Source organism: Demequina sp. NBRC 110056, assembly GCF_002090155.1.
In the GTDB taxonomy this organism is placed as follows: Bacteria; Actinomycetota; Actinomycetes; order Actinomycetales; family Demequinaceae; genus Demequina.
Genome location: NZ_BBRM01000002.1, coordinates 659,199 through 685,254, shown reverse-complemented (window position 1 = coordinate 685,254; position 26,056 = coordinate 659,199). Strand labels below are relative to the sequence as shown.

28 protein-coding genes are annotated in these 26,056 nt (G+C 71.7%); 14 read left to right on the top strand and 14 right to left on the bottom strand.

What is annotated here, in order from left to right; translation table 11 throughout:
* Window positions 1-118 precede the first annotated feature (118 nt).
* Complete coding sequence (locus B7K25_RS03205) at window positions 119-706, bottom strand: sugar O-acetyltransferase (protein WP_144018815.1); 588 nt, start codon at window positions 704-706, stop codon at window positions 119-121.
* A 124-nt stretch (window positions 707-830) separates the two neighbouring features.
* On the opposite strand from B7K25_RS03205, the gene B7K25_RS03200 reads away from it, so the two are divergent.
* Window positions 831-1,235, top strand: a complete 405-nt coding sequence (locus B7K25_RS03200) for an ACT domain-containing protein (protein WP_084104134.1) — start codon at window positions 831-833, stop codon at window positions 1,233-1,235.
* A gap of 36 nt (window positions 1,236-1,271) precedes the next feature.
* Here B7K25_RS03200 and B7K25_RS03195 read toward each other — a convergent pair whose 3' ends face one another.
* Window positions 1,272-1,754 (bottom strand): GNAT family N-acetyltransferase, encoded by a 483-nt coding sequence (locus B7K25_RS03195; protein ID WP_084104132.1) that lies wholly within the window; start codon window positions 1,752-1,754, stop codon window positions 1,272-1,274.
* A gap of 183 nt (window positions 1,755-1,937) precedes the next feature.
* Between B7K25_RS03195 and B7K25_RS03190 the strand changes: the two genes are divergently transcribed.
* Window positions 1,938-3,074 (top strand): Rv2578c family radical SAM protein, encoded by a 1,137-nt coding sequence (locus tag B7K25_RS03190; RefSeq protein WP_084104130.1) that lies wholly within the window; start codon window positions 1,938-1,940, stop codon window positions 3,072-3,074.
* A gap of 122 nt (window positions 3,075-3,196) precedes the next feature.
* Here the strand turns inward: B7K25_RS03190 and B7K25_RS03185 are convergent, their stop codons facing one another.
* The gene (locus B7K25_RS03185) at window positions 3,197-3,499 is read right to left on the bottom strand and encodes a hypothetical protein (protein ID WP_084104128.1); all 303 of its coding nucleotides are present in this window, start codon (window positions 3,497-3,499) and stop codon (window positions 3,197-3,199) included.
* A 115-nt stretch (window positions 3,500-3,614) separates the two neighbouring features.
* Here B7K25_RS03185 and B7K25_RS03180 point away from each other — a divergent pair, with 115 nt between their 5' ends.
* The 7 genes from B7K25_RS03180 to B7K25_RS03155 all read left to right on the top strand — a co-directional run bounded on the left by B7K25_RS03180 (window position 3,615) and on the right by B7K25_RS03155 (window position 8,842).
* Window positions 3,615-5,246 carry a sodium:proton antiporter gene (locus B7K25_RS03180; protein WP_084104126.1) on the top strand — a complete coding sequence of 544 codons (1,632 nt, stop codon included), beginning with the start codon at window positions 3,615-3,617 and terminating at the stop codon, window positions 5,244-5,246.
* 299 nt (window positions 5,247-5,545) lie between these two features.
* Entirely contained in the window at window positions 5,546-6,286 is a 741-nt protein-coding gene (locus tag B7K25_RS03175; RefSeq protein ID WP_084104124.1) for a phosphodiester glycosidase family protein, read from the top strand.
* A 134-nt stretch (window positions 6,287-6,420) separates the two neighbouring features.
* On the top strand, window positions 6,421-6,924 hold the full coding sequence (locus B7K25_RS03170) for an O-acetyl-ADP-ribose deacetylase (RefSeq protein ID WP_084104122.1): 504 nt from the start codon (window positions 6,421-6,423) through the stop codon (window positions 6,922-6,924).
* A gap of 152 nt (window positions 6,925-7,076) precedes the next feature.
* Window positions 7,077-7,406 carry a YnfA family protein gene (locus B7K25_RS03165; protein WP_084104120.1) on the top strand — a complete coding sequence of 110 codons (330 nt, stop codon included), beginning with the start codon at window positions 7,077-7,079 and terminating at the stop codon, window positions 7,404-7,406.
* Between the two features lie 58 nt (window positions 7,407-7,464).
* Entirely contained in the window at window positions 7,465-7,926 is a 462-nt protein-coding gene (locus B7K25_RS03160) for a hypothetical protein (RefSeq protein WP_144018814.1), read from the top strand.
* Between the two features lie 198 nt (window positions 7,927-8,124).
* Window positions 8,125-8,268: a hypothetical protein gene (locus B7K25_RS13660; RefSeq protein WP_159450093.1), complete on the top strand. Its 144-nt coding sequence runs from the start codon at window positions 8,125-8,127 to the stop codon at window positions 8,266-8,268.
* Window positions 8,269-8,629: 361 nt separating this feature from the next.
* Entirely contained in the window at window positions 8,630-8,842 is a 213-nt protein-coding gene (locus tag B7K25_RS03155; RefSeq protein WP_084104115.1) for a hypothetical protein, read from the top strand.
* A 114-nt stretch (window positions 8,843-8,956) separates the two neighbouring features.
* On the opposite strand, the gene gnd is transcribed toward B7K25_RS03155, so the two are convergent.
* The 3 genes from gnd to B7K25_RS03140 form a co-directional block, all read right to left on the bottom strand.
* On the bottom strand, window positions 8,957-9,994 hold the full coding sequence (gnd, locus tag B7K25_RS03150; RefSeq protein ID WP_234988054.1) for a phosphogluconate dehydrogenase (NAD(+)-dependent, decarboxylating): 1,038 nt from the start codon (window positions 9,992-9,994) through the stop codon (window positions 8,957-8,959).
* A gap of 50 nt (window positions 9,995-10,044) precedes the next feature.
* Window positions 10,045-11,439 (bottom strand): glucose-6-phosphate dehydrogenase, encoded by a 1,395-nt coding sequence (gene zwf / locus B7K25_RS03145; RefSeq protein WP_084104113.1) that lies wholly within the window; start codon window positions 11,437-11,439, stop codon window positions 10,045-10,047.
* A 110-nt stretch (window positions 11,440-11,549) separates the two neighbouring features.
* Window positions 11,550-12,500: an oxidoreductase gene (locus B7K25_RS03140; RefSeq protein ID WP_084104111.1), complete on the bottom strand. Its 951-nt coding sequence runs from the start codon at window positions 12,498-12,500 to the stop codon at window positions 11,550-11,552.
* A 261-nt stretch (window positions 12,501-12,761) separates the two neighbouring features.
* Here B7K25_RS03140 and tal point away from each other — a divergent pair, with 261 nt between their 5' ends.
* Window positions 12,762-13,886 carry a transaldolase gene (tal, locus tag B7K25_RS03135; RefSeq protein ID WP_084104109.1) on the top strand — a complete coding sequence of 375 codons (1,125 nt, stop codon included), beginning with the start codon at window positions 12,762-12,764 and terminating at the stop codon, window positions 13,884-13,886.
* 10 nt (window positions 13,887-13,896) lie between these two features.
* Here tal and B7K25_RS03130 read toward each other — a convergent pair whose 3' ends face one another.
* The 6 genes from B7K25_RS03130 to B7K25_RS03105 form a co-directional block, all read right to left on the bottom strand.
* On the bottom strand, window positions 13,897-14,592 hold the full coding sequence (locus B7K25_RS03130) for a hypothetical protein (RefSeq protein ID WP_084104107.1): 696 nt from the start codon (window positions 14,590-14,592) through the stop codon (window positions 13,897-13,899).
* Between the two features lie 253 nt (window positions 14,593-14,845).
* Complete coding sequence (locus tag B7K25_RS03125) at window positions 14,846-15,847, bottom strand: zinc-binding alcohol dehydrogenase family protein (protein ID WP_084104105.1); 1,002 nt, start codon at window positions 15,845-15,847, stop codon at window positions 14,846-14,848.
* Between the two features lie 212 nt (window positions 15,848-16,059).
* Window positions 16,060-16,689, bottom strand: coding sequence for a TetR/AcrR family transcriptional regulator (locus B7K25_RS03120; protein WP_084104103.1), 630 nt, complete (start codon window positions 16,687-16,689; stop codon window positions 16,060-16,062).
* Window positions 16,686-17,741, bottom strand: coding sequence for an NAD-dependent epimerase/dehydratase family protein (locus B7K25_RS03115; RefSeq protein ID WP_084104101.1), 1,056 nt, complete (start codon window positions 17,739-17,741; stop codon window positions 16,686-16,688). The genes B7K25_RS03120 and B7K25_RS03115 overlap by 4 nt, the downstream gene beginning before the upstream one ends.
* Before the next feature lie 184 nt (window positions 17,742-17,925).
* Complete coding sequence (locus B7K25_RS03110) at window positions 17,926-18,714, bottom strand: hypothetical protein (protein ID WP_084104099.1); 789 nt, start codon at window positions 18,712-18,714, stop codon at window positions 17,926-17,928.
* Window positions 18,715-18,916: 202 nt separating this feature from the next.
* Complete coding sequence (locus tag B7K25_RS03105; protein WP_084104097.1) at window positions 18,917-19,981, bottom strand: NAD-dependent epimerase/dehydratase family protein; 1,065 nt, start codon at window positions 19,979-19,981, stop codon at window positions 18,917-18,919.
* 331 nt (window positions 19,982-20,312) lie between these two features.
* Between B7K25_RS03105 and B7K25_RS03100 the strand changes: the two genes are divergently transcribed.
* Window positions 20,313-21,137, top strand: coding sequence for a hypothetical protein (locus B7K25_RS03100; RefSeq protein ID WP_144018813.1), 825 nt, complete (start codon window positions 20,313-20,315; stop codon window positions 21,135-21,137).
* Between the two features lie 136 nt (window positions 21,138-21,273).
* Here the strand turns inward: B7K25_RS03100 and B7K25_RS03095 are convergent, their stop codons facing one another.
* Together B7K25_RS03095 and B7K25_RS03090 are read right to left on the bottom strand one after the other, a co-directional pair.
* Window positions 21,274-21,783, bottom strand: a complete 510-nt coding sequence (locus B7K25_RS03095; protein WP_084104093.1) for a GNAT family N-acetyltransferase — start codon at window positions 21,781-21,783, stop codon at window positions 21,274-21,276.
* 64 nt (window positions 21,784-21,847) lie between these two features.
* On the bottom strand, window positions 21,848-22,831 hold the full coding sequence (locus tag B7K25_RS03090) for a quinone oxidoreductase (RefSeq protein WP_084104091.1): 984 nt from the start codon (window positions 22,829-22,831) through the stop codon (window positions 21,848-21,850).
* A gap of 89 nt (window positions 22,832-22,920) precedes the next feature.
* Here B7K25_RS03090 and argC point away from each other — a divergent pair, with 89 nt between their 5' ends.
* Genes argC through argB form a run of 3 tightly spaced genes read left to right on the top strand, consistent with a single transcriptional unit; the run spans window position 22,921 to window position 26,056 of the window.
* Window positions 22,921-23,970: an N-acetyl-gamma-glutamyl-phosphate reductase gene (gene argC / locus B7K25_RS03085; RefSeq protein ID WP_084104089.1), complete on the top strand. Its 1,050-nt coding sequence runs from the start codon at window positions 22,921-22,923 to the stop codon at window positions 23,968-23,970.
* Window positions 23,967-25,142, top strand: coding sequence for a bifunctional glutamate N-acetyltransferase/amino-acid acetyltransferase ArgJ (gene argJ, locus B7K25_RS03080; protein ID WP_084104087.1), 1,176 nt, complete (start codon window positions 23,967-23,969; stop codon window positions 25,140-25,142). The genes argC and argJ overlap by 4 nt, the downstream gene beginning before the upstream one ends.
* The gene (argB, locus tag B7K25_RS03075; RefSeq protein WP_084104085.1) at window positions 25,139-26,056 is read left to right on the top strand and encodes an acetylglutamate kinase; all 918 of its coding nucleotides are present in this window, start codon (window positions 25,139-25,141) and stop codon (window positions 26,054-26,056) included. The genes argJ and argB overlap by 4 nt, the downstream gene beginning before the upstream one ends.

Genomic DNA, 26,056 nt, shown 5'->3' with positions numbered 1-26,056 from the left:
CTGGATGTGCCGCTGCGTTACGAGTGCTCGGCCCACGAGCCTCGATGGGGTGCGCCCCGGTCGGCGGGGTGCGGGCCGAGCCCGCGCCGGGCGAGCGTCGTCGCGGTGATCCGCGCCGTCAGCCCAGCTCGCGCACCACTCGCGCCGGGTTGCCCGCCACGACGACGCCTGGGGGCACATCCCGCGTGACCACCGAGCCGGCCGCGACCACGGAGCCGCGTCCCACCGTGACGCCGGGGCACAGCACCACCGACCCGCCCAGCCACACGTCGTCCTCAAGCGTGATCGGGAATGCACGCTCCCATCCCTCGCGCCGGATCTCGACATCGAAGTGATGGTTGACCGTGTAGAAGCGCGCGTCGGGCCCGATGAGGGCGTTGTCGCCGATGCGCACCTTGCCAGAGCCGAGGATCATGAGGTTCGCGTTGATGAAGACGTTGGCGCCAAAGCTCACGCGCTCGCGGTACTCGAGGTAGATCGGTGGCCGGAAGTCCAGGCCAGGACCGCACTCGCCGACGAGCTCCGCGACTCCCGCGTTCGCGGCGTCAGGGTCCGCGTAGAACAGCTCGCCGAGCTCCCGCAGGCGCGCGATCGTGGCGCGCTGCATGTCCGCGAGCTCGGGCCCCTTGCGGTAGCGGAACCACTCGTCGTTGGAGAGCTTCTCGTGCTCGGTGCGGGTGGGGTCCTCAACAGGGGTCTCGGCCATGGCGGCACGCATCGCGGCGGGGTCCAACGGGGTCTCCTCGGGGTCGGTGCCTCCAACCTACGGTGCCAAGTGGCGCGCCTGCCGGGACCTTGGTGCCTTGGGTCCGCGCGTTACGCTCGGCGTCATGGCTGGCCAGACCGATCTCGAGACCCTCATCGCGTCGATGGAGCCCGTGCTCGATCCCGTGACCTACGTCTGGGCAACCGTCGACGGCCTTGCCTCGGCCGGTGCGCTGATCGATGCGGTGGCTACGGTGCGCGAGGGCGAGGGGATGACCTTGGTGCTCCCGATCGATGCCGCGGCGAAGCACGGCGTCGAGAACGTGGAGTTCCCGAGCCGGCGCATCACGCTCACTGTGCACTCGTCTCTCGAGGCGGTCGGCCTGACGGCGGCGTTCGCGAGCGCGCTGACCAATGCGGGCATCAGCGCCAACGTCGTCGCGGGCTTCCACCACGACCACATCTTCGTGCCCGCCGGCAGCGCCTCGGAGGCGATGGCCGCGCTCCGGGAGCTCGCGGCCGGCGCCTGAGGCAACCGACGTCGGACCCGGCGGCCGCGACGTCTCTCAGCCCTCGAGCTCCATCTGCAGGTGGAACGCCCGATCGCCGGAGCCGGGATCCCGGTGGACGAAGCCCTCGCGCTCGTAGAAGCGCAGCGCATCCACGTCGGGCTCGTCGACGCCGACCTCGACAAGGCCGATGCCGCGGCGGTGAGACTCGGCGATCATCAGCTGCACCATCGCCGCGCCAAGGGCTTGGCCTCGCAGACGAGGGACGACGTAGAGATCCTCGAGGTAGACCGCGCCGCGCGCGTAGTAGGCCGAGTCGCGCTCGGCGAGCGTCGCGAATCCCACGGGGACGCCGTCGTCGGCGCTCGCGACGATGGCCCAGAACCGAGAGCTGCCCAACAGGAGGCGGAAGCGTTCCGTCAGCTCCGGAAGCGGCGGCGACGGCTCCCCGTACTCCGCGTTGAACTCGGTGAGCATGCGTGCGAGCACCGGTGCGTCGGATGGGGTCGCCAAGCGTGCGCCGGGCGAGGACTGGGCCATGGAAGTGACGCTACCGCCGCGCGGGCCGACGTGCCCGACGGCGGCGATGGGAGCGAACGAGCCGACCTGGTGTCGCCCATCGCGGCACGCCGGTGACGCCCGCCGACGTGCGCGCGGGATGCCTCGCCGCCACGCCGGTCGCAGACAGTTGAACCGCGGTCGAACATATGTTCGAATGGTCGCATGCGGTGGGAAGGCCAGGCGATCGCCACGGAGAACGACGAGGCGCTGCCCGGCCTCGCCCGGCTCAACAACCTTGTGCGCTCCGTCCGGACTCCGGAATTCGACGGCATCGTGTTCCACGAGGTGCTCGCCAAGAGCGCGCTCAACAAGGTGGGGCAGGGGAGCGCCGTCCCGTTCACGTGGACCATCAACCCGTACCGCGGCTGCAGCCACGCGTGCGTGTACTGCTTCGCCCGACCCTCGCACCAGTACCTCGAGCTCGACGCCGGCCGGGACTTCGACAGCCAGCTGATCGTCAAGGTCAACATCGTGGATGCGCTGCGCAAGGACCTCGCGAAGCGTTCGTGGGCGCGCGAGCACGTCGCGCTCGGCACCAACACCGATCCGTACCAGCGGGCCGAGGGTCGCTACCGACTCATGCCGGGGATCATCGACGCCCTCGCCGAGTCGGGAACGCCGTTCTCGATCCTCACCAAGGGCTCGTTGCTGCGCCGCGACCTGCCGCGGCTCGCCGAGGCGCGCAAGGACGTGCCCGTCGACCTGGCCCTCTCGATCGCGATCCTCGACGACGATCTTCAACAGTCCGTGGAGCCCGGAACGCCCACGGCGCAGGCGCGGCTCGCGACGGTGACCGCCGCTGCCGAGGCCGGCTTCGACGTCGCCGTGTTCATGATGCCGATCCTGCCGTTCCTCACCGACTCGGAGGAGCACCTGGACCGCGCGCTCGCGAGGATCAAGGCCGCCGGCGCGACCTCCGTCACGTACACCGCGCTGCACCTGCGCCCCGGGGTCAAGGAGTGGTACGCCCGGTGGCTCAACACTCACCGGCCCGATCTGACGCCGCGCTACCGCGAGCTCTACGGAGACGGCGCCTACGCGCCCAAGGAGTACCGCCGCAGGCTCGCTGCCCGCATCAAGCCACTCATCCTCGCGCACGGTCTCGAGCGGGCCCCGGAGGACCCGAACACCGGCTCGATGGGCAGCACTGCATCCGATGCGACCGGGGCCCGCGCAGCATCGGCTACGACGGTCTCGCGAGCCAACGCCCGCGACGGCAACGGAGAGTGGCGGCGCACGAGCGCGACGGCGAACCTCGCCGAACTCGCCTCAGCGGCACCTGAGGCGACGCTGTTCTGAGCGCCTCGTTCTAGGCACCGTGGTGCGCGCGGACTCCACGGCGTCGTGGCGGCACAGTGGCGCAACACGGGTGCGGGCAAGGACCTGACACCGCCACGGCGTGCGGCTGCCGGAGCCCGAGCTCACCAGGGGGCGATGTTGATCTCGGTGCCCGCCATCACAGCGGTGCCACCGGGGTGCACGTCGAGCGCGCTGATCCCCACCGAGAGAGCCTGCTCGACCGCGTGGCGCGAGCGCTCGTCGATGATCCACACCGCGGCGCCCTCGCCGTCGCTGACCATCATCCCTCGCTGCGTCAGACCCGTGACCCACATGCGCATCGGCGCCCGCTCTCGTCCCATCGCCGACTGGAAGGTCGGTACGGGCGTGCGCACGAATGAACGTGTGGCGCGGTGCGGGGCTGCGGTCTGCTGCGTGGTGGTCACGGCGTCTCCTCTCGTGAGCCGAAGGTATCAGCCGCGAGGCGGGTCTCGACAGCGGCCAAGGTCCCGCTTGGCGCCGATACGATGACTGCGAGCGAGAAGCAACGGGAGGCGTCGCGTGGAGTACCTGGTCATCGGCGTGGTCGCGCTCATCTCGATCTCGCTCGCGACCGTGATCAGCCCGCGTGTCGGCGTCGCCGCGCCGCTGATCCTCGTGGCGATCGGCGTGGCCGCGAGCTTCATCCCCGGCGTCGGCCCCGTCGAGATCGACCCCGAGGTGATCCTCGCCGGCGTGCTGCCGCCGCTGCTGTACGCGGCGGGCGTGTCCATTCCGGCAACGGACTTCAGGCGCGAGTTCAAGTCCATCGGCGCCCTCTCGGTCCTGCTCACCATCATCTCGACGGTGCTGCTCGGCGTGCTGTTCCACGCGCTGCTGCCGGACCTGTCGTGGCCGTGGGCCTTCGCCATCGGCGCGATCGTCAGCCCCACCGACCCGGTCGCCACCGCGATCATCAAGCGCCTCGGCGTCGCCCCGCGCATGGTGTCGCTGCTCGAAGGCGAGTCCCTCCTCAACGACGCGACAGCGCTGGTGGTCATGCGTGCCGCGGTCGCCGCCGCCGCATCGGCCGTCACCGTGTGGGGCGTCGCCTGGGAGTTCGTGCTGGCCATGGCGATCGCCGTCGCCATCGGCTGGGCGGTCGGCCACCTCAACCTGTGGATCAGCGCGCGCATCCGCGACACCACGGCCAACACCGTCTTCACCTTCGCGGTGCCGTTCCTCGCCTCCATCCCGGCCGAGCTGCTCGACGCCTCGGGCCTCGTCGCCGCCGTGGTGGCCGGCCTCGTCACCGGCAATGGCGCCGCCCGCAAGCTCTCGCCGCTGGTGCGCACCTCGGACCACCGCACCTGGAACGCGATCGAGCTCGTCCTCGAGGGCGCCGTCTACCTCATCCTCGGCCTCGAGCTCGTGTCCACCATCGAGGCCGTCGAGCGCGATCACGCGGGAGTCGGGTTCGCGATCGGCGTCGCCGCCGTCGTGCTCGTCGCGGCGCTCGTCGTGCGTGCGGGCTTCATCGCGCCGCTGCTGTGGTGGCAGGGCAGACGCGTCGCGCGTGCGGCGTCTCGTCGCGGTCGGATCGCCGATGCGCGTGCCCGGCTTGCCGACGACGGCGCCCAGACGGGGGTCATCAGGGCGGTGTCGCGTCGGCATCGGCTGCGCCGGTCCGCGCACACGGCCGAGGGGGTGGAGCGCTTCCTCACCCGCGCGGAGGCGGACATCTCGTACTTCGAGCGCGCACGGCTCGGACCCCGCGAGGGTGCCCTCATGGTGTGGGCGGGCATGCGCGGAGTCGTCACCGTCGCTGCCGCCCAGACCCTGCCGACCGACACGCCAGACCGCGCGCTTCTCGTGCTCATCGCGTACATCGTCGCCATCGGCTCGCTCGTGATCCAAGGCGGCACCGTCGCCTGGGCGGTGCGGTGGCTCAATCCCTCCCGCGGCGCGACGCAAGAGGAGCAGGATCACGAGCGTGCCCGGCTGCGCGAGCTGCTCGACGAGGTCGGCTCCGAGGCACGCGAGCAGTTCCAGCGCGAGGGGCGCGACGGCCACGGGCACGCGCAGCACCTCGCGATCATCAAGGCCAAGCGCGACGCGCTGCTCGACGTGCGCTCGCTCGGCACCTTCAGCTCGCCGTCGCTGTCGGCGATGCTCGCGGAGCTCGACGTCGAGCAGATCCGGCTCGAGCTGTGACCGCTGCGCGCCCGGCGCGCGCCGTCCCGCCCGCTCGGCGACGAGGCACGGTCGAGGCTGGGACGCGGCCCAGGGATGGCGCACGGGGCGGCACGCGGGCAGCGCGCGGACCTTGGGCAGGGGTCGGGGCGAGTTCCAGGGCAGCGGCTGCGACTGGAGCCGGGGCTAGTACCCGGGCTGCGGCTCGGGCCGGCGCAGCGACGGCAGCCGCCGTTGCCGCCCTGGCACTGGCCGGCTGCGCCTCGTCAGATCCTGCGCCGCCGCGGGTCACCGTCACGGCCGAGCCTGGCGCGACTCCGGTGCCCACGGCTGAGGCGAGCGGGCCCGAGGGCTCAGCGAGCGCATCGGCGCCTGAGGCGTGGCCGAACGGCGAGGTGATCGAGGTCGACGCCGAGGTCGTCGACCACGCTGGCTGGTCCTATGCCGTCGTGACTCTGCCGCTCGCAGACTGGGACGTGCGCGTCGACTGGGACCCCGCGGACCATGGCGTCATGCTCGCCGATGTCATCGCCGAGGACCCCGAGATCGCCGTCGCGACCAACGCCGGCATCTTCACCCCCGAGATGGTGCCCGGCGGGCTGCTCGTGAGCGACGGCGATGAGCTCGTGCCGCTCAACCTCGCCGACGGCGGCGGCAACTTCCACCTCAAGCCCAACGCGGTCTTCGCGGTCTTCGACGACGGCACCGCGACCGTGGTGAACAGCGAGGACTACGAGCCCGCGGGCGTCACGCAGGCGACCCAGTCGGGCCCGGCGCTGCTCCTCGACGGGGAGGTGCACCCCGAGTTCCGCGAGGGCTCGACCAACTTCGCGCTGCGCAGCGGCGTGGGCGTGAGCCCCGATGGCGAGACGGTGTACCTGGCGATGTCGGTCGGCATCACCAACCTGTGGGACTTCGCGACGCTGTTCCGCGACGAGCTGGGCGTCGAGGATGCCCTCTACCTCGACGGGCAGATCTCCGACCTGTGGGTCAGCGGGATGGGCGAGCCCGGCGCGCTGTCGGGTCCATATGCCGGCGTGATCACGGCAAAGCAACGCTGACGCGGCAGACGCGACACGGCAGCGGCGACACGCCAGACGAGACACGGCAGCGCCACGCGGCCAGGAAGGCCAGGACTCGATCACGCGACTCGCGTGACACTGCGCACCCGTCGCTCGTAGGTGAGACTGGGTGCATGACCCACCTGCGCGCCCTCAAGGCCGACATCACCACCCTCGATGTCGACGCGATCGTCAACGCCGCGAACGAGACACTGCTCGGCGGCTCGGGCGTCGACGGAGCGATCCACGCCGCCGCGGGCCGCGGGCTCTACGAGGAGTGCCGTGAGCTCGGCGGCTGCGAGCCCGGCGAGGCCAAGATGACCGGCGGCCACCGGCTCCCCGCGACGCACGTGATCCACACGGTCGGCCCGATCTGGCGCGGCGGCGGTCACGGCGAGCGTGACACCCTCGCGAGCTGCTACTCGGAATCCATCGCGCTCGCCGCGGGGCACGGGCTCGGGACCGTCGCCTTCCCGTGCATCGCGACCGGGACGTATGGGTTCCCGCGGGACTTCGCGGCGGACATCGCGATCGAGACCGTCCGCGCAACCGCGGCGGAGCACCGCACGATCCGCGAGGTCATCTTCTGCTGCTTCTCCGACTACGACCTCGAGCTGTACGAGGCCAGGCTGGACTGACGAACCGTCGCGGGGCGCGTCGCACCGCACCGCACCGCACCGCACTGCGCTGCACCCCAGAACACCGCACCCCACCGCACCGCACCACACCGTGCCGTCCCACCCATGCTGAGTTCGTCCTGAGCACTCGTCCCATCAGTAGGGTGACGCGCATGACGACACTGCGCATCATCGCCCTGTTCGCCGTCGCCGCCCTCGCCGAGATCGGCGGCGCGTGGCTCGTGTGGCAGGGGCTGCGCGAGAACCGCGGAGCGCTGTTCGTGGGTCTCGGCGTGCTGTGCCTGGGGCTCTACGGCGTCATCGCGACGTTCCAGCCGGATCCGCACTTCGGGCGCATCCTCGCGGCGTACGGCGGGATCTTCGTGGCGGGCTCTCTCGCGTGGGGCATCGTCGTCGACAAGTTCCGACCGGACGTGTGGGACTGGACCGGCGCCGCGCTCTGCCTGGTCGGTGCCGGGGTCATCATGCTCGCGCCGCGCTGAGGCGAATCCTGCCGGGGGAGGAGGCCGGCGAGCCGATGCGCGTGGCAGGGTGGAGGCCATGGTCGCCTACCGCTCGCGTCAGCTCTCGTTCCAGAACCGCCTCGCGTGCGCAGCCCTGCTGGGCTCGCTCGCGCTGTGCGTGGTGCTGTTCACCGTGAGCGGCGCCTGGGCGGAGCTGCCGTGGCTCGCCGTCGGCTGCACGGCGCTGCTCGCCGCCCTCCTGTTCGTCCCGCTGACGATCACCGTCGACGAGACGGCCGTGCACGTGTCGCTCGCGGGCGTCCTCAAGCGTTCCGTGCCCCTCGGGGAGGTGACCGCCGTCGAGACGCGCGACTACCGGCCCATCCGCGAATTCGGCGGCTGGGGCTGGCGGTGGGCCTTCGACCGGCGCGCGAGCGCCTACGCGACGCGCGGCACGTCCGCGGTGGTGCTGTCGCTCGCCGACGGCTCCGAGGTCTACCTCGGCGTCGACGACGAGCCCGGGCTCGTCGACGCGGTGAGCGTCCGCATCGCGGCCTGACGGGCGCGCGGACCTCTCAGCATCGCCGTCAGAAGCGCACGGCGTCACCGTCCGAACTGTCACAGTTCGGCAAAATGTCCTTCCGCGTCGCCCGGTGACGGTGCTACCTTCACCGTTGCGCAGCCGGCCCGGCCGCGCAGGATTCGCCTCCGGAAGCGTGCGCTCTCGAGGCCCGGCCCTCAGGAAGGGAGGAAGCTCATGATGGATATCGACGTCACCAGCGCCGCAGTGGCGCCGGCCGTTCGCGCGTTCGCCGCGACCCTCGAGCCCTCCCGCGGCTCCTGGGCCCAGCGGCAGCAGCCGCGCGGCAAGCGTCCCGTCGCTGCCGTCCTGGCCGGCTAGCCCGAGCATCCTCGCTCGGGGCTTCTAGCTCCGCCGCCGCCGTCGCCAGCTCGTCTGCCGACCTCGCTCACGCTTCCTGACCGTTCCTGACCGTTCCTGACCGTTCCTGACCGTTCCCGACGCCCGAGGCCCGCCCTCGGCCCGCCCCGGCAAGGTTCGGACAGTTCGGTTCGCCCGTGAGCCCCCGTCCCGCGCCGCGTGCCGCCGCGCGAGAGCCCTGATCGGTGTGCGCCATCCGGCGTGGCTCGACCGGGGAGCTCGCGGGAATCGGCCGTGGCCCCGGGCACGCACGCTCGCGTCTCGAAACCGCCAGCGCGCGTGCTCCCGCCGCTCGATCCTGTCGAGAGGAGGTGAATCCGCCATGACTCACTACGAGCAGCTCGGACGGTTGGCCGCGTACTACGCCAACCACCCCGAGCTTCATCACGCCGACCGCGCCGACGACCGCCTCGGGCCACGACCGTCCGGTCTGACCCGAGCCCGCCGCCGCGTGAGGCTCCTGCGCCTGCGTGCCCGGCGGCGACTGCGCGTCGCCGCCGGCGCGTTCGCGCAGCCCGGCCGCGTCACCCCCTGAGGGTGGCGCGGCCGGGCGCCGCGGCCACCGAGGAGCTTGGATCGCGGGACGGCATGGACGCTCGTTGCGCTGCTCGGGGTTCTCGCTGTCGCCGCGCTGCCCGCGCTCCTCGAACTACTCGCCCGTGGGCTTCTCCTGGTGGCCGCCGAAGCCCTTGCGCATCGCGGACAGGACCTTCTCGGCGTAGATGTCGAGGTCGCGCGACGCGAAGCGCGAGTACAGCGCGGTGGTGAGCACCGGCGTCGGCACGCCCTCGTCGATCGCGGCGATGGACGTCCATCGGCCCTCGCCGGAGTCCGACACGTGGCCCGAGTACTCCGTGAGGTCCGCATCCTCGTGGAGGGCCTCCGCGGTGAGGTCGAGCAGCCACGAGCCGATGACGGACCCGCGCCGCCACACCTCGGCGACCGCGGCGGTGTCGATGTCGTACTGGTAGAACTCGGGCTGCGATAGCGGAGCGGTCTCGGCGTCCGCCTGACGCGCCGTCGATCCGGCGTTCGCGTTGCGCAGCACGTTCAGACCTTCGGCGTAGGCCGCCATGAGCCCGTACTCGATGCCGTTGTGGACCATCTTCACGAAGTGGCCCGCGCCGTTGGGCCCGCAGTGCAGCCACCCGTGCTCGGCCGAGATCGGGTCGCCCGTGCGGCCCGGCGTGCGCTCGGCGGACTCGACACCAGGGGAGATGGTGTCCCAGATGGGGGCGAGGCGCTCGACGACCTCATCCTCGCCGCCGATCATGAGGCAGAAGCCGCGCGCGAGGCCGTGGACTCCGCCGGAGGTGCCGCAGTCGACGAGGTGCAGGCCCTTGTCTGCGAGCATCGCCGCGTGGGCGATGTCATCGCGGTAGTAGCTGTTGCCGCCGTCGATGATGGTGTCGCCCGGCTCGAGCACGGCCGCGAGGGACTCGATGACGGACTGCGTGATGGGGCCAGCCGGAACCATCACCCACACCGCACGCGGGGCCTCGAGCGCGGTGACGAAGTCCTTGAGCTCATGCACTGCGACGGCACCCTCTGCGGCGAGCGCATCGATCGCGTCTGCAGAGACGTCGTGCACGGCGACGGTGTGGCCGTCGCGCATGAGCCGCCGACTGAGGCCGGCGCCCATGCGTCCCAGTCCGATCATTCCCAGCTGCATCGGCGTCTCGGTCATGTCTGTCTCCTTGGTTCAGGTGGTGAAAGGTCGGGTCTGTGCTGGTGTCGCTACGCGAGCGGGTTGTGCCAGGGGCCGTCGTCGCCGATGAGCCGGCCCGCGGCCTCCTCGGGTCCCCACGTGCCCGGCTGGTAGGGGATGGCGGCCGGACGGTCCTCGAGGATGCCGTCGACCACACGCCACGCGGCCTCCACGGACTCCTCGTGCGTGAACAGTGCGCTGTCGCCCTTGAGGGCGTCGGTGAGGAGGCGCTCGTACGGCGCGCGCTCGAGCTCGCTCTCCGTCGGCAGCAGCAGCTCCTGCTCGTGGCCGACGAACTCCTCGCCGGGTCGCTTCACGCGCACTCCGAGGCCGATCGCGCCGTCGGGCTGGAGGCGGAAGCGCAGCCGGTTGGGGTGCTGGTCGGGGTCCATCGCGTCGCCGAACAGCGCCTGTGGCGGCCGCTTGAAGTCGACCACCACCTCGCCGGCCGACACGGCGAGGCACTTGCCCGTGCGCAGGTAGAACGGCACCCCGGCCCACCGCCACGAGTCGATGTGCAGGCGCACTGCGGCGTACGTCTCGACGTCCGAGTGCGGGTTCACGCCCTCCTCGTCGCGGTAGCCGATGAACTGCCCGCGCACGTAGTCCTGCCGCGTCAGCGGCCGCATCGCCTTGAACACGTTGGCCTTCGCGGACTGGACGGCCCCGTAGCCGCGGTACGTGGGCGCCTCCATCGTCAGCAGAGCGACGATCTGGAACAGGTGGTTTTCCACGACGTCGCGCAGGGCTCCCGCGGACTCGTAGAAGGAGCCCCGGCCGCGCACGCCGAAGTCCTCGGCGAAGGTGATCTGCACAGTCTCGATGTAGTTGCGGTTCCAGATGGGCTCGAACATCGCGTTGGCAAAGCGGAAGTAGAGGAGATTCATGATCTCCTCCTTGCCCAGGAAGTGGTCGATGCGGAAGATCGCGTGCTCGTCGAAGGCGCTCGAGATCACCGCGTTGAGCGTCTTCGCACTCGCGAGGTCGCGTCCGAAGGGCTTCTCGACCACCACGCGGGCGTTCTCGTTGAGGCCCACGCCGCGCAGCCCCTCGACCACGGTGCCGAACAGCACCGGCGGGATGGCGAGGTAGTGCGTGGGCGACGAGCACTCGGCGAGCACCTCGCGCAGCTGCGTGAAGGTCGCCGGGTCGTTGTAGTCGCCGTCGACGTAGCGCAGCAGGCCCACGAGCTGGTCGAGCGCCGCCTCGTCGACGTCCCCGGCGGCGGCGACCGCCTCGCGTGCACGCTCCTGCAGGTCCGCAAGGGTCCACTGCGAGAACGCGACGCCCACCACCGGCACCGTGAGGCCGCCGGCCTTCACCATCCGGTACAGCGACGGGAAGATCGACTTCCGGGCGAGGTCGCCGCTGGCGCCGAAGAAGACGAGGGCATCGGACGGGGTGTCGGGCAGGGCGCCGGCCATGGGAATCCTTTGGGTGAAGGGCTATCTTCACTGATCACCCTAGGGGTGTGCGGCTCGTGGCGCGCGGCATCACACGCGCGCGGGAGCAGGCGCGATGCAGGAGTCTCGCGTCAGGACGGGGTAAGGCCCGCGACGGCTCCGCGCACGTCCATCGCGACGCCCGTGAGGTCCTCCGAGACCTGCCACAGGATCTCGATCGACCGCGTGAGGCCGAGGCGCCGCAGCAGGGGCCTGCGCACCGGGTCTCCGGTGTTCATCCACAGCGGCCCGTAGAACTGCCCGCCGCGGGCACGGGGGTCGGTGGCGGCGCGCAGCTGCGGCAGCGCGCCGCGCCACGGCGGCATCCCTCGCGTCGCCGCGAGCCCTTCCCAGAACGGACCGGTCGACCCGCCCCCGCCCTCGCGCACGGTGCGGCTCTGGAGGTCCGTATGGGACAGGCCCGGGTGGGCCGCGAGGGACGATGCGCGCGCACCGGCGGCGCCGAACTCGCGGTCGAGCCCGTAGGCGAAGTGGAGGTTGGCGAGCTTGGCCTGCCCGTACGCCTTCCACTCGGTGTAGGTGCCCTCGAGGTGGGGGTTGTCGGGGTCGATGCGACGGCCCATGTGGTGCGCGGTGCTGGAGACGGTGACCACGCGCGCCGCGTCGGCCGCGACGAGCGGTGCGAGCAGCCCCGCGGTGAACGTCCAGTGGCCGAGGTGGTCGATGCCCAGCTGGGTCTCGAAGCCGTCCTCGGTGCGCCCCTCGGGCGTCGCCATGACGCCGGCGTTGTTCACGAGGATGTCGACGCGCGGGTGCGCCGACGCGATGCTCGCGGCGGCCGCGCGGGTGCCCTCCTGCGAGCCCAGGTCGAGCGCGACGGTCTCGAGTGAAGCGGAGGGGACCGAGTCCTTGATCTCGGCGACCGCATCGGCCGTCTTCTCGGGCGAGCGAGCCGCCATCACCACGTGGGCGCCCGCGCCGGCGAGGGCCTTGGTCGTCTCCAGCCCGAGCCCGCCGTTCGCGCCCGTCACCACGGCGACCCGGCCGGTCAGGTCGGGGATGTCTGCGGTGGACCAGGGCATCGGCGCTCCTTCGACGGCGGGTGGGGTGGTGGGAGCGTCAACCTCAGCGACGTCACCCACATTCCGCCGGGGCTGCCCCTCTCGTGAACGTCGGGCGAACGCCGCCTCGCACCCCTCGCGCGCGGACCCGCGCGGTGGAATGCTGACAGAGGAGTCCCGACCGTGGAGACCCGACGGGGATGTGGTCGCCGGCGCGGAATGCTCGTCGAGCCTTCCGGGTTGCCGAGGACGACCGGCCCGCCACCAGCGAAGGAGCACGCGATGACCGCCACCACCTCCACCCGCCCCCTCGAGGCGCTGTCCGCCGCCGGGGTGTCGATCTGGCTCGACGACCTGTCGCGCGAGCGCCTGCGCAGCGGCTCTCTCGCCGAGGACGTGCGCGACCGCTCCATCGTGGGCGTCACGACCAACCCGTCCATCTTCTCGGCGGCGGTGTCGGGCTCGGATCAGTACGACGCGCAGATCGGCGACCTTGCCGCGCGTGGCGTCGAGGTGGACGAGGCGGTCCGCATGATCACGACCGCGGACGTGCGCGAGGCGTGCGACGTGCTGCGCCCGGTCTACGACGCCACGGATGGCGTCGATGGGCGCGTGTCGATCGAGGTGGACCCCCGCTTCGCGCGCGACACCGAGGCCACCATCGCGGAGGCGCGCCAGCTGTGGTGGCTCGTCGACCGCCCGAACGTCATGATCAAGATCCCGGCGACCGTCGAGGGTCTGCCTGCCATCACCCAGGCGCTCGCACAGGGCATCTCCGTCAACGTGACGCTGATCTTCTCGCTGCAGCGCTACGCCGAGGTCGTCGAGGCGTTCCTCGCGGGCCTCGAGGCGGCTCACGCTGCGGGCCACGACCTCTCCAAGATCCACTCGGTCGCGTCCTTCTTCGTGTCGCGCGTGGACTCCGAGGTCGACAAGCGTCTCGAGGCCGCTGGCGTGGGGCAGGAGCTGCGCGGCACGGCCGCGATCGCGAACGCGCGCCTGGCCTTCGAGCACCACGAGGAGGTGCTGGACTCGTCGCGTTGGAAGTCGCTCGCGCACGCGGGTGCTCGGCCGCAGCGACCGCTGTGGGCGTCCACCTCGGTGAAGGACCCCGCCTACCCAGACACGATGTACGTCGACGAGCTCGTCACCAACGGCGTCGTGAACACGATGCCGCAGGCCACCATCGACGCCTTCGCGGACCACGGTGAGGCTCCGGCCGACGCCGACGGCTGGGACACCGTGCGCGGCACCTACGAGGAGGCTCACTCGGTCTTCCATCACCTCGAGGATGCGGGGATCGACCTCGCGGACGTCACCCGGCAGCTCGAGGACGAGGGGATCGCGAAGTTCGCCGATGCGTGGGAGGAGCTGCTCGCCCGCGTCGAGGAGCAGATGGGCGCCTGACGACCGCCGTCTACGGGTCGAGCGCGTCGATCCCGTCGCAGCGCTCGGCCGTGTAGCCGAGCATCGTGCCGAGCGCCTCGCCGCCGTTCTGCGCCGCCGCGATGACCTCGGGGTCGGCGAGCAGCGCCACGGTGGCCTGGTCGTACTCGGCGATCGTGCCCGCGCTCGCGGCGATCTCCGCCTCGGGGATCACCCACGTGACCATGTGCGCGTCGTAGTCCTCTATGGCCGCATCGACCTCGTCCGCGCTCACGGGGTACGACGCGTCGTCCCAGGCAGGGGACTCGAGGTGCTCGCGGGCGTCGTTCCAGTGGGCCATGGCGTCCTCGGCGTGGACGAGCATCTCCTCGCCGGCCGCGTTCATCAGCCCCACGTCGCCACCGTCGTCCTCGATCCCCGTCTGGGTGCTCTTGCGGTCGGTCGCCTCGAACAGCGCCTGGGTGGAGGTGATCCCCGCCTGCGCGGGCTCGCAATAGAGGTCGGCGCCTGCGGTGGCGCCGTCGGCGGAGTCCGAGGCATCAGACGTGTCTGAGGAGTCGGGGGAGTCCGAGGTGCCGTCGGAGGGATCCGTCGAGGCCGATGCGCTCGCCGGGGTGGTCGTCGCAGCGGGGCTGGAGGACGGGTCGGGGGACGCGTCGTCGGCGTCGGCCGAGCATCCCGCCAGGAGGGCGACAGCGATCAGAGCAGGGACGATGGTCGCGCGCATGGCCCCGAGTGTGCCAGAGCCTGAGCTCCAGCCCAACCCGCGGCGTTGCCCACGCCGTGCGCATGCCGCTGCGGTTCGCGCCGCGGTCGCCTGGGTGCAGCGGTCGCCCGGGTGCAGCGGTCGCCTGGGTGCCGCTGTCGTGCGAGTGCCGGGTGCCGGGCGCGCGGGTGCCGCTGCAGCCCGGGGGCGTGTGTCGTCCCGCTGCCCGTGCCCGAATGGTGCCGACGCGGGCAACGAGGACGGCGAAGGGTCCTCAGCGGTGCACGACCACCTTGCCGATCATCGACTGCGACTCCACGAGCCGGTGCGCCTCACGCAGGCCCGCCGCGGAGAAGGCGGCGATGTGCTCCGTCGCCGTCGGCACGATGTCGCCGCGGTCGACGAGCTCCGCCACCTCGTCGAGGATGCGGCCCTGCTCGGCGATGTCCCACGTGCCGTAGCGCGATCGGGCGAACATGTACTCCCAGTGCATCGACGCTGACTTCGAGAACAGGGGCAGCAGCGACTCGTCCGTGCCGTCGATCGACACGATCCCGCCGAATGGCTTGATGAGCTTCGCGTAGTGGCCGATGTTTCCAGGGGTGTACGACGAGAAGATCGAGTCGACCCCCGCCGGAGCCAGCTTCTCGACCGAGGCGACGAGGTCGTGGTGGTCGGCGACCGCATCGGCGCCCATCCTGAGGCACCACGCCTCGGTCTCGGGACGGCCGGCGGTCGCGATGATCCGCAGCGCCGTGAGGCGCTTCGCGAGCTGCGTCAGGATCGACCCGACGCCGCCGGCGCCGCCTACCACGAGCATCGTCGCCGTGTCCTCGCGGCTGATGCGCAGGTGGTCGAACATGCCCTCCCACGCGGTGAGCGCGGTCAGCGGCAGGGCGGCGGCGTCCGCGAAGGAGGCCGACTCGGGCTTGCGGGAGACGATGCGGTGGTCGACGGCCTGGAGGTCGGCGTTCGCGCCCTGGCGTCCGGCGTCGCCGGCCCACCACACCTCGTCGCCGACCGCGAGCCCCTCGACCTCGGCGCCCACGCCGACGATTGTGCCGGCGCCGTCGTAGCCGAGGATGCGCGGCTCGTCGCCCACCGCCCCGCGCCCGTAGCCGCCCGAGCGCTTCTTGACGTCCACGGGGTTGACCGAGACGGCCTCGACCCGAATCAGGACGTCGAGCGGTCCCGGCGTCGGGTCGGGGACCTCGACGTCACGCAGGCTGTCGTGATCGGCGATGGGCAGCGGCTCGAAAGCGGCGATCGCGTGCATCGGGTCTCCTCAAGTTGTCAGGGCGGTCAGGGGGTCGGGGCGTCAGGAGGTCAGAGCGTCAGGGTCGCGGGCCTTGGTGCCGAGGTGCCACACGGTCGAGCCGCGGCCCTGTCACTCTGGGACAACACCCCGCTGCGAGGATTCATTCGGCCGCCCGCCTCACGCAGCCGCGGCGTCGCCCTCGCGGTGCGCGCGCTGGCATGCACCCCGCCTCACCCGCGGTCCAGTCGCAGCTCGACGCGCTCGGCCACCGCGGCGGCGGCGTCCCAGGCGAGTCCAGCGGCCGACAGGGCGTGCGTGATGGCGAGGCGGCGCCCAGCCGTGGCGTCGATCGCACCGTCTGCGACGCCGGCGAGGCACGTGAGCACGGCTTGCTCGACGAGCCACGCGACTGTCGTCTCCGGCACGTCCGCGCGCATGGCGCCCACGCCCGCGCCTCGGGCGACCGCATCGGCGATGAGGACGCGCACAGGCTCGAGCGTCTCCTCGACCTCGCCCCGCAGGCCCGACCGCATCCACAGGGTCGTGAACGGCGCGACGGGCGCCTGGTCGTCCCAGATCCTCGCGAGCAGCAGTGCGATCTGCTCGGCGGGCGTGCCGTCCTCGATCACGGCCGCGGCGGCGATGCGTCGCGCGCCCCGCAGGATCGTCGCCGTCAGCAGCGCCTCCCGCGAGGGATACAGGGCCTTGAGGTCGCGTGGGTCGACACCGGCGCGGGCCGCGATCCTCTCGACGGGCGCGTGAGGGTCGCGCGACAGGACGCTCACCGCAGCGTCGAGGATCGCGTGATCCGAGACCGGGTCACGCTCCGCTGAAGCGCGCCGTCCCCACAGGCGGCTCACGGCTCGAAGATCCCGTCGACGGCGGACGTGTACGCCGCGGCGATCCGGTCCCACGAGGCGTTCGCCTCCTCGTCGATCCCGCGGCGGGACTCGTCGGCCTCGAACCAGGCGATCGACTCGTGGATCGCGTCGGCGAAGCGATGGCGGGTGGCGAAGTCGGGGACCGCGGCGCGCAGCTTGGACGTGTCGAAGATCGCCGCGTTGGTCTTGTCGCCCTTCAGCGGTCCCTCGAAGGCTTCGCGGTCGAAGCGGATGAGGGTGTCGGTGGGGATGCGGACCGTCTGCGCCTCGAGCGCATCGGCCGAGACGCCCACCGCGGCGGCGACGTGCTCGTGGATCTGGTTCCACGACAGGACGTCGTCGCCCGTGATGTGAAAGTCCTCGTGAAGCGCGGCCGGGTTGCCCAGCAGGCCCACGAGCCCGACGGCGAAGTCGCGGTGGTCGGTCACGGTCCACAGCGAGGTGCCGTCGCCGTGCACCAGGATGGGCGCGCCGCGCCGGAGGCGGTCCGCGATGGTCCAGGGGTGCGACCAGGACGTGATGCCGAACACGATGTCCGAGTACCCGTACGTGTGCGACGGCCGCACGATGGTGAACGGGAACCCGCTCGCGTCGCCCGCCTCGCGCAGGTCCGCCTCGCACGCGGCCTTGTCGCGGCTGTACTGCCAGTACGGGTTCGACAGCGGCGTCGAGTCCTCGCGCACGACGGGGCGCGACGGGGGAGTCTCGTAGGCGCTGGCCGAGGAGATGAAGACGTACTGGCGGGTGAGGCCCGCGAACGTCTCGACGTCCTGCGCGACGTGGTCCGGGGTGAAGGCGATCCACTGGACGACGGCGTCGTACTCGCCGTGCTCGGCGACGTCCGCCTTCACGGCCGCCCGCAAGGCGTCGACGTCGTGGATGTCGGCGTGGATGACGCGGGCGCCGTCGGGTGCCGCCGCGCGGGTCGAGGCGCCGCGATTGACGAGCGTGAGGTCCATGCCGCGCTCGATCGCGAGCGGTGAGCAGGCGGACGAGATCAGGCCGGTGCCACCGATGAAGAGGACGCGCACGAAGGTCTCCTGTGACTCGAGAGCGGGACTGCTCTCAGCCTACGCCCGCGCCGGAAGGCGCCGGCGCGCTCAGCCGATCCACCCCGCCGATGCGCCGGGGCGCGTCACCCGGCCCGGCGGTCTTGTGGCTCAGTGGCGCTCTGACTGTGCGGCGCGCGGCTCTGCGGCTCTGTGACTCCACAGCTCACAGCGCGCACAGCTCGCCCGCGATGCCGCCGGAGAGCCCCGTGCCCCACGTCACCTCGGCCACGACGCCGTCCACGATGTCGAACACGTAGTGGTGCGCATCGGCTTCCTCGACCACCACCTGCTGGCGGGTGCCGCGCGACGGGTCGTCCTGGGTGACCTCGCGGGCTGTGGGGTAGGCGGCGGCCAGGTCTGCCGCAGGCGAGCCGATGCCCACGCCTTCGGCGGTCGCCGGCACGTCATGAGGCGAGGCCGCGGCAGGGTCGTCGAGGTAGATCATGTGGAAGAAGCGGATGGGGCCATCGGGATCGACGGGAGACGTGATGGCGTGGATGTAGAGCGGGTCGGCGTCCACGACGGTCGCCAGCCACGGGCACATCTCCTCGCCCTCGACGGCGGGCCCTGGCGCGGACGCGCTTGCCTCAGCGAAGGTCATGCCGACGCAGATCGACCCGAACCGGTGGCTGTCGACGGCGACGTAGTCCCAGTCGAGCCCGTCGTCGTAGGTAGGGCAGTCGAGGTCGTCCGCACGAGCGGTGGTGTCAGGGCCGGAGGTGGCGCCTGAGTCAGGGCTCGTCGGCGGGGCAGGTTCCCTCGCCGTCGCCGATGCGCTCGCTGGGGTGGACGTCGCCGTGCCGGTGGCCGTGGCGTCAGGGGAGTGCGTGGCGAGGTCGCCTGCCGTGACGGGCTCGGGCTCGCTGGACTCGTCGGGGCCCGACGGGATGCACGCGGTCGCGAGCATCACGACCGCCGTCACGACGGCGGTCGCCACGAACACCCTGGACATCGCCACCCCCGAGGCTCTGCCGTGCGCGCCTCGTGGGCTTCGGGGCGCGTCACCACCAACGGTAGTCGCCGCTGTCCGTTACGTCACCCTCTCCGGGCGCGACGAGGGTCGTACGCTAGCTCGGAGTCCCCGTGGTGCCGCGCCGTGGGGTTTCCTTCCGACGATTCCGGCCCCGAGCGGACTGCGGCAGCCGCGCCGCGTCCTACGGTCGCGCCGAGTCCTCGCGTCCCGCCTCGCGCAGCGCGCCGCGGTAGATCGCAGCGACCCGGTCGAGCATCGCGTTCGCGTCGGCGTCGACCTGCTGGCGGTCGGGGTCGGCCTCGAACCAGGCGATCGCCTCGCGGATGCCCTGCTCGAACGGGATCTGCGCTGACCACCCCGGCACGAGGGACTTGATGAGCGACGTGTCGTAGACGGCGGGGTGCATCTTGTCGCCATAGATCGAGCCGGCTTGGGACGGCGCCGCGGCGACGAGCGCGTCCGAGGGGACGCAGACGCGCTGGAGCTCGTAGCGCTCGGCGTCGACGCCCGCGGCGGCAGCGATCTCCGCATAGATGGCGTTCCAGGTGAGCGCCTCGTCCGAGGTGACGTGGACGGCACGGCCGAGCGCATCGGCGCTGCTGAGAAGCCCGTGCACGCCAGCGGCGAGGTCGCGCGCGTGGGTGAGGGTCCACAGCGACGTGCCGTCGCCGGGGATGACGATGTCGGCGCCGCGGCGCATCCGGTCGACCAGGGTCCACGGCAGGCGGGAGTTGGCGGTGAAGCCCGGGATCTTCGAGGGGCCGTAGGTGTGAGCAGGGCGGACGATGACGTAGGGCAGCCCGGCGCTCGCGGCCCGCTCCCGCAGCACCTCTTCGCCCGCCTGCTTGAGGCGCGCGTACTCCCAGTAGAGGTTCTCCTGCGGGGTGTCCTCGGTGGTGGGGGCGAGCCTGTCGGCCGTGCGGTACGAGGCGCTCGTCGCGATGAGGACATAGCGGTCCGTCAGCGGTGCGAAGGTCTCCACGTCCTCGGCGACGTGCTCGGGCCCGAAGGCCACGAACTGGATGACGGCGTCGAAGCGCTCGCCGCGCAGGCGCATCCCACGCAACGCTGACCGCAGGACCGCGGCATCGGTGGCGTCGGCGTGCATCACGTGCGCGCCTGCCGGAGGTGGCGCGGCGGCGCTGCGGCCGCGGTTGACGAGCGTCACGCTGTCGCCCGCCTGCACGGCGAGCTGCGCGAGCTCGGACGAGATGAGACCGGTGCCGCCGACGATCAGGATCCGCATGCCCCGAGCCTACGGCGGTCGCCCATGGAGCCAGGCCTCGCCGTCTCGTTGTGCTGCGGGGACGTGCGGGGGAGCCGTTCGGCCGCGGTCGCCCCGACCGTCGTTCGTGTGCCGACAAGGCAGTGCTCCCGGCCATGGGCACGCCGCGTGCACCTCGGCTGCGCGACCGTTCCCGCGCCACCTCGTCGAGACTCCCGCAGGCTCTCGATGTGCGATAGCGCATGTTCGTTGGGCGCTTTGCGGCGCTTGTCCAGAAACGTCGGGCAAGCGGATCCGAAGGCGAGCTGGAAGAGCCTTTCGGAGTCGCCGCACGCGCGCTACCGTGGCGCAGGTGAGGGATGACTGGGGGATCATCGTGCAGCGCGCGCTGTCGCCGGAGCTGCCGCGAGGCTGGCGCGAGAGCGCGCCCTGGGGCTACCCGGATCAGGCGGAGCTCGCGGTCATCGCCGGCGTGTTCGCCGCGCAGCTGCCGCAGGCCACCGCCGAGGAGGTGGCGGGCTCGTACATGATGGCGAGGCCAGGGCGCATGCTCGACGATCTCCACGAGCTCGCAGACATCCCCGTCGAGCAGCTCGCTCCCATGTTGGGACCCGCCTGGGGGACGACTCGCGTCCTGGGCGTGCCGCGCATGCGCGCCGCAGTGATCCACGATGCGGCCCGGGTGCTCGCCGCGGAAGGCGTGCGGACCGCCCGCGACTATCGCGAGGCCACCGGCGACGACGCTCGCGCGATCGACGGCGCACTCCAGCGCGTCCGGGGGCTCGGGGGAGTGAGCTCCGAGGCGATCTCGACGATGATGCAGGCCGAGCACGCTCCCGGGCCGCTCGTCGTGGGCTACCTGCGTCGGCTCCTCGGCGACGAGGGCGACGCGCTCACCGATGCGGACGTGATGCCCCTCGTGCGTGCTACCGCACGGCGGCTGACGGTGCAGCCGCGGACGTTGCTGTACGCGCTGTGGCAGATCGTCGACATCGAGACCGAGCTCGAGGAGGCAGCGGCAGTGTTCGCTGCCCGCCAGGGACAGGCCTCCGCGGCGACATTCCCCGCAGGGGGTGCTGACGACTGCGAGATCGGCGTCTGCGATGACCTCGCCACCGCTGCAGGCGAGCCTGAGGCACCCGAGACGGCGCCCGCGACGCGCGTCGCGGCCGAGTAGGCGTCCTCAGCGGAGGCACGGACGCCCGCGCTACGGCAACCAGTCGACGGTCCGTGCGGGCAGCGTCCGGGCTGGTCTCGCGGGAGCAGCCCTTCGACGGGACGTGCGAGCAGCGCCGCGAGAGCTCGACTGCGCGCTACAGCAGCCCGTCGACCGGACGTGCGAGCAGCGCCACACGCACGGCGCCGTCCTTGGTCTCCTGTTCGGACAGCTGACGGAAGCCCAGGTGCTCGTGGAAGGCGATCGACCGCGGGTTGGCGGGACGCACGTTGACCTCGGCGGTCACCTCCGTGGCGCCGCGCTCGCGGGCGCGCTCGAAGACCGACTCGTACATCGCGCGTCCCACGCCGGTGCCCCGAGCGGCCTCGCCGACGACGATGCGGTCGATGTACTGATGACGCACGCCGCGCGCCTCGAACCACCGGTAGTTCTCCGACGTGTACGGCTGGCCCGAGCCGAGGCTCAACAGGAACGCGATGACCGTGCCGTCACGGCCGAGCGCGACCAGCGCCACGTCGCACCACCCGATGAGCGCACGCATCTCGTCCTCTTCCAGCGTGTTCACCGCAGGGTAGGCCGCCGTGTTGAGCGCGAGCACCTGCTCGAGGTCGCTGTCACGCATCACGCGGAGACGGAGATTCTGCATGGCGCCATTGTGCCGTGGAAGTATGTCGGGCGCGTGTCGGGATCGCGTCGCTTCCGTGTCGTGATCAGGGGTGAAGCAGCACCTTGCCCGTGGTGCGACGGCCCTGCAGGGCCTCGTGGGCGGCGACGGCCTCTGCCAACGGGAACGTGGCGCCGATGCGCACGTCGAGCTCTCCCGCCGCGACCGCGGAGAACAGGTCGCCCGCGCGCCACGCGCGCTCCTCGTCCGTGCGCAGGAAGTGGCCCATCGAGGGGCGCGTGATCGACAGGGATCCTCCGCGGTTGAGGCGCTGGAGATTGAAGTCCGGCACTTGGCCCGACGCGCCGCCGAACAGCACCATCGTGCCGCGCACGGCGAGCGAGTCGAGCGACCCGTCGAACGTCGATGCACCCACGCCGTCGTAGACCACCTCCACGCCAACGCCGTCGGTGAGCTCGCGCACCGCGCGTGGCAGCTCGCTGGCCATGTCACGGAAGCGCTCGTAGCGGATCACGTCCGCGGCGCCGGCCGCCCTCGATAGCTGCTCCTTCTCGTCGCTCGACACGGTGGTGATGACGCGAGCGCCCCGCGCCACCGCAAGCTGCGTGAGCAGCAGGCCCACGCCACCGGCGCCCGCATGCACCAGGGCCGTCTGGCCGGGATGCAGCGGGAACGAGGACGCGCTCAGGTAGTGCGCAGTGAGGCCCTGGAGCATGAGCGCGGCGGCGACGTCGAGGTCCACGGCTTCGGGCACCCGGTAGCAGTCCTCGCGGCTGAGCGTGACACGCTCGGCGTAGGAGCCCGCCGTCGAGCACCAGGCGACGCGGTCGCCGGGAGCCGCCCAGTCGACATCCGCGCCGACCGCCGCAACGACGCCGGCACCCTCGAGGCCCGGGGTGAACGGCGTCTGCACCGTATAGGTGCCGGAACGCTGGTACGTGTCGATGTAGTTGACGCCGCATGCCGCGACGTCCACGAGAACCTGCGCGGGGCCGATGCGCGGGTCGGGCACGTCGGTCAGGCTCATCACCTGCGGGTCTCCGGTCTCGGTCACGACGATCGCCTTCATGACGCCCATCCTTGCACCGGCGCGGACGTCGCGCCTGGTGCCGGGCCTGTAGCGCCGATGCGCCGTCGCATTCCGATGCATGTATAGTTATGCACATGACGATCTCTGTGGCAGTCTCTGGAGCGTCCGGATACGTGGGCGGTGAGGTGCTCCGAGTGTTCAGCGAGCACCCGGACGTGCAGTTCGGCGCGCTCACCGCGCACTCGAGCGCAGGCGATGTGCTGGGCCTGCACCAGCCCCACCTGCGCACCCTCGCCGATCGCACCATCGTGGAGACCTCGGCGGACACGCTCGCCGGTCACGACGTGGTGGTGCTGGCCCTCCCGCACGGAGCGAGCGGCGAGATCGCCGCCCAGCTTCCGCCGGAGACGCTCGTGATCGACTGCGGCGCCGACCACCGGCTCGCGAGCGCCGAGGCCTGGGCCGAGTACTACGGCGGCGAGCACGCCGGGACGTGGCCCTACGGCATGCCCGAGCTCATCACGGCCGACGGCCGCCAGCGGGACAACCTCCCCGGATCCCGGCGCATCGCCGTGCCCGGCTGCAACGTCACCGCCGTCACGCTCGGTCTCCAGCCGGGCATCTCGGCCGGTGTGGTGGACCCCACCGACATCGTCGCGGTGCTCGCGAACGGCTACTCGGGCGCCGGCAAGAAGCTCGCGACCAACCTGCTCGCCTCCGAGGGCCTGGGCGCGGTGAGCCCGTACGGCGTCGGGGGAGTGCACCGCCACATCCCGGAGATCGTGCAGAACCTCACCAGCGCGGGTGGCGACGACGTGCGGATCAGCTTCACCCCCACGCTCGTGCCGATGGCTCGCGGCATCCTCGCGACCGTGACAGCGCCGCTGGCCGCCGGCGTCGACGCCGAGCAGGTGCGCGCCGCCTGGGAGACCGCCTACGCCGACGAGCCGTTCGTCCACCTGCTGCCCGAGGGGCAGTGGCCCACGACCGCGGCCACGCTCGGTGCGAACACATGCCTGGTCCAGGTCACGGTCGACGCCAAGGCAGGCCGCGTCGTCGTCATCAGCGCGATCGACAACCTCGTCAAGGGCACCGCTGGCGCGGCGCTGCAGTCGATGAACCTCGCCTTGGGAGTCCACGAGACCACGGGCCTGCAGACGTTGGGAGTCGCACCGTGAGCGTCACCGCAGCACAGGGCTTCGTCGCCGCAGGTGTCGCCGCCGGGATCAAGTCCACCGGCGCCAAGGACGTCACCGTCGTCGTGAACGACGGCCCCGTGAAGGTCGCCGCGGGCGTCTTCACGACCAACCGCATCGAGGCGGCGCCCGTCACCTGGTCGCGCGAGGTCGCCTCGGACGGCCGCGTCGACGCCGTGGTCCTCAACTCCGGCGGCGCGAACGCGTGCACCGGCCCCGAGGGCTTCGCGGACACGCACCGCACGGCGGAGTACCTCGCGACCGCGCTGCAGGCCACCGGCCGCGACGTCGCCTCTGGCGATGTCGCCGTCTGCTCCACGGGCCTGATCGGCGTGCGCCTGCCGATGGACACGCTGCTCGCCGGAGCGGATGCCGCGATCGCCGGGCTCAGCGCCGACGGCGGCCAGGACGCCGCCGAGGGCATCATGACCACCGACTCCGTGTCGAAGACCGCCGTGGCCGGCCGGGACGGCTGGACCGTCGGCGGCATGGCCAAGGGCGCGGGCATGCTCGCTCCCGGCATGGCGACCATGCTGTGCGTCGTCACCACCGACGCGCAGATCGACGCGGCCACGGCCAAGGCGGCCCTCGCATCGGCCGTCTCCCGCACCCTCAACCGGGTCGACTCCGACGGGTGCATGTCGACCAACGACACCGTGCTCTTGCTCGCCTCAGGCGCGTCGGGGTCGGCACCCGACGCGAGCGCGTTCGAGGCCGAGCTCACCGACGTGCTGGCGAGCCTGTCCCGCCAGCTGGTGGCGGACGCCGAGGGCGCGGCCCACGACATCGCGGTGACCGTCGAGAACGCGACCACCGAGGCCGCGGCCGAGGCCGTCGCCCGCGCGATCACCCGCTCGAACCTCTTCAAGACCGCGATCTTCGGCAACGACCCCAACTGGGGCCGGATCATCTCGGCCGCGGGCACCGTCCCCGAGGCGGTCGCCCCGTACGACCCGCGCACCATCGACGTCGTCGTCAACGGCGTGCAGGTGTGCCGCGACGCCGGCGTGGGCGACGACCGCGACCTCGTCGACCTCACGGGCCGCGAGGTCCAGGTCGTCGTCGACCTCAAGGCGGGCGACGCCTCGGCGACCGTCTGGACCAACGACCTCACCCACGACTACGTCCACGAGAACAGCGCGTACTCCTCATGACACACGACATCGACTATCCCGACCTCACCCCGTCCCAGAAGGTGGGCGTCCTCATCGACGCCATGCCGTGGATCGAGTCCTTCAAGGGCGCGACCGTCGTCATCAAGTACGGCGGCAACGCCATGGTCGACGACACCCTCAAGGCCGCCTTCGCCCAGGACATCGTCCACCTGCGACTTCTCGGCCTGTACCCGGTCGTCGTGCACGGCGGCGGCCCGCAGATCTCGGAGATGCTCACCAAGCTCGGCATCGAGTCCGAGTTCCGCGGCGGCCTCCGGGTCACCACGCCCGAGGCGATGGACGTGGTCCGCATGGTGCTCACCGGCTCCGTGTCGCGCGAGCTCGTGGGCCTCATCAACGACCACGGTCCCCTCGCGGTGGGCCTGTCGGGCGAGGACGCGGGCCTGCTGCAGGCCAAGCGCCGCCACGCGGAGATCGACGGCAAGCTCGTCGACGTCGGCCAGGTCGGCGACGTCATCAAGGTCAACCCCGCCGCCGTGCAGGACATCATCGACGCCGGCCGCATCCCCGTGGTCAGCACGGTCGCGCCCGACATGGACGACCCCACGACGGTTCTCAACGTCAACGCGGACACCGCGGCCGCGGCGATCGCCGTCGCGCTGCGCGCCCGCAAGCTCATCATGCTCACCGACGTCGAGGGCCTGTACGCGAACTGGCCCGACCGCGACTCGCTCGTGCGCCGCATCCACGCGACCGACGTCGAGAAGCTGCTGCCCTCGCTCGCGTCCGGCATGGTGCCCAAGATGGAGGCGTGCCTGCGCGCCGTGCGCGGAGGCGTGCCCCAGGCGCACATCATCGACGGCCGCGAGCCGCACTCGATCCTCACCGAGATCTTCACGACCTCCGGCATCGGCACCATGGTCCGGCCCGACGACGTGGACCTGTGGGGCTGA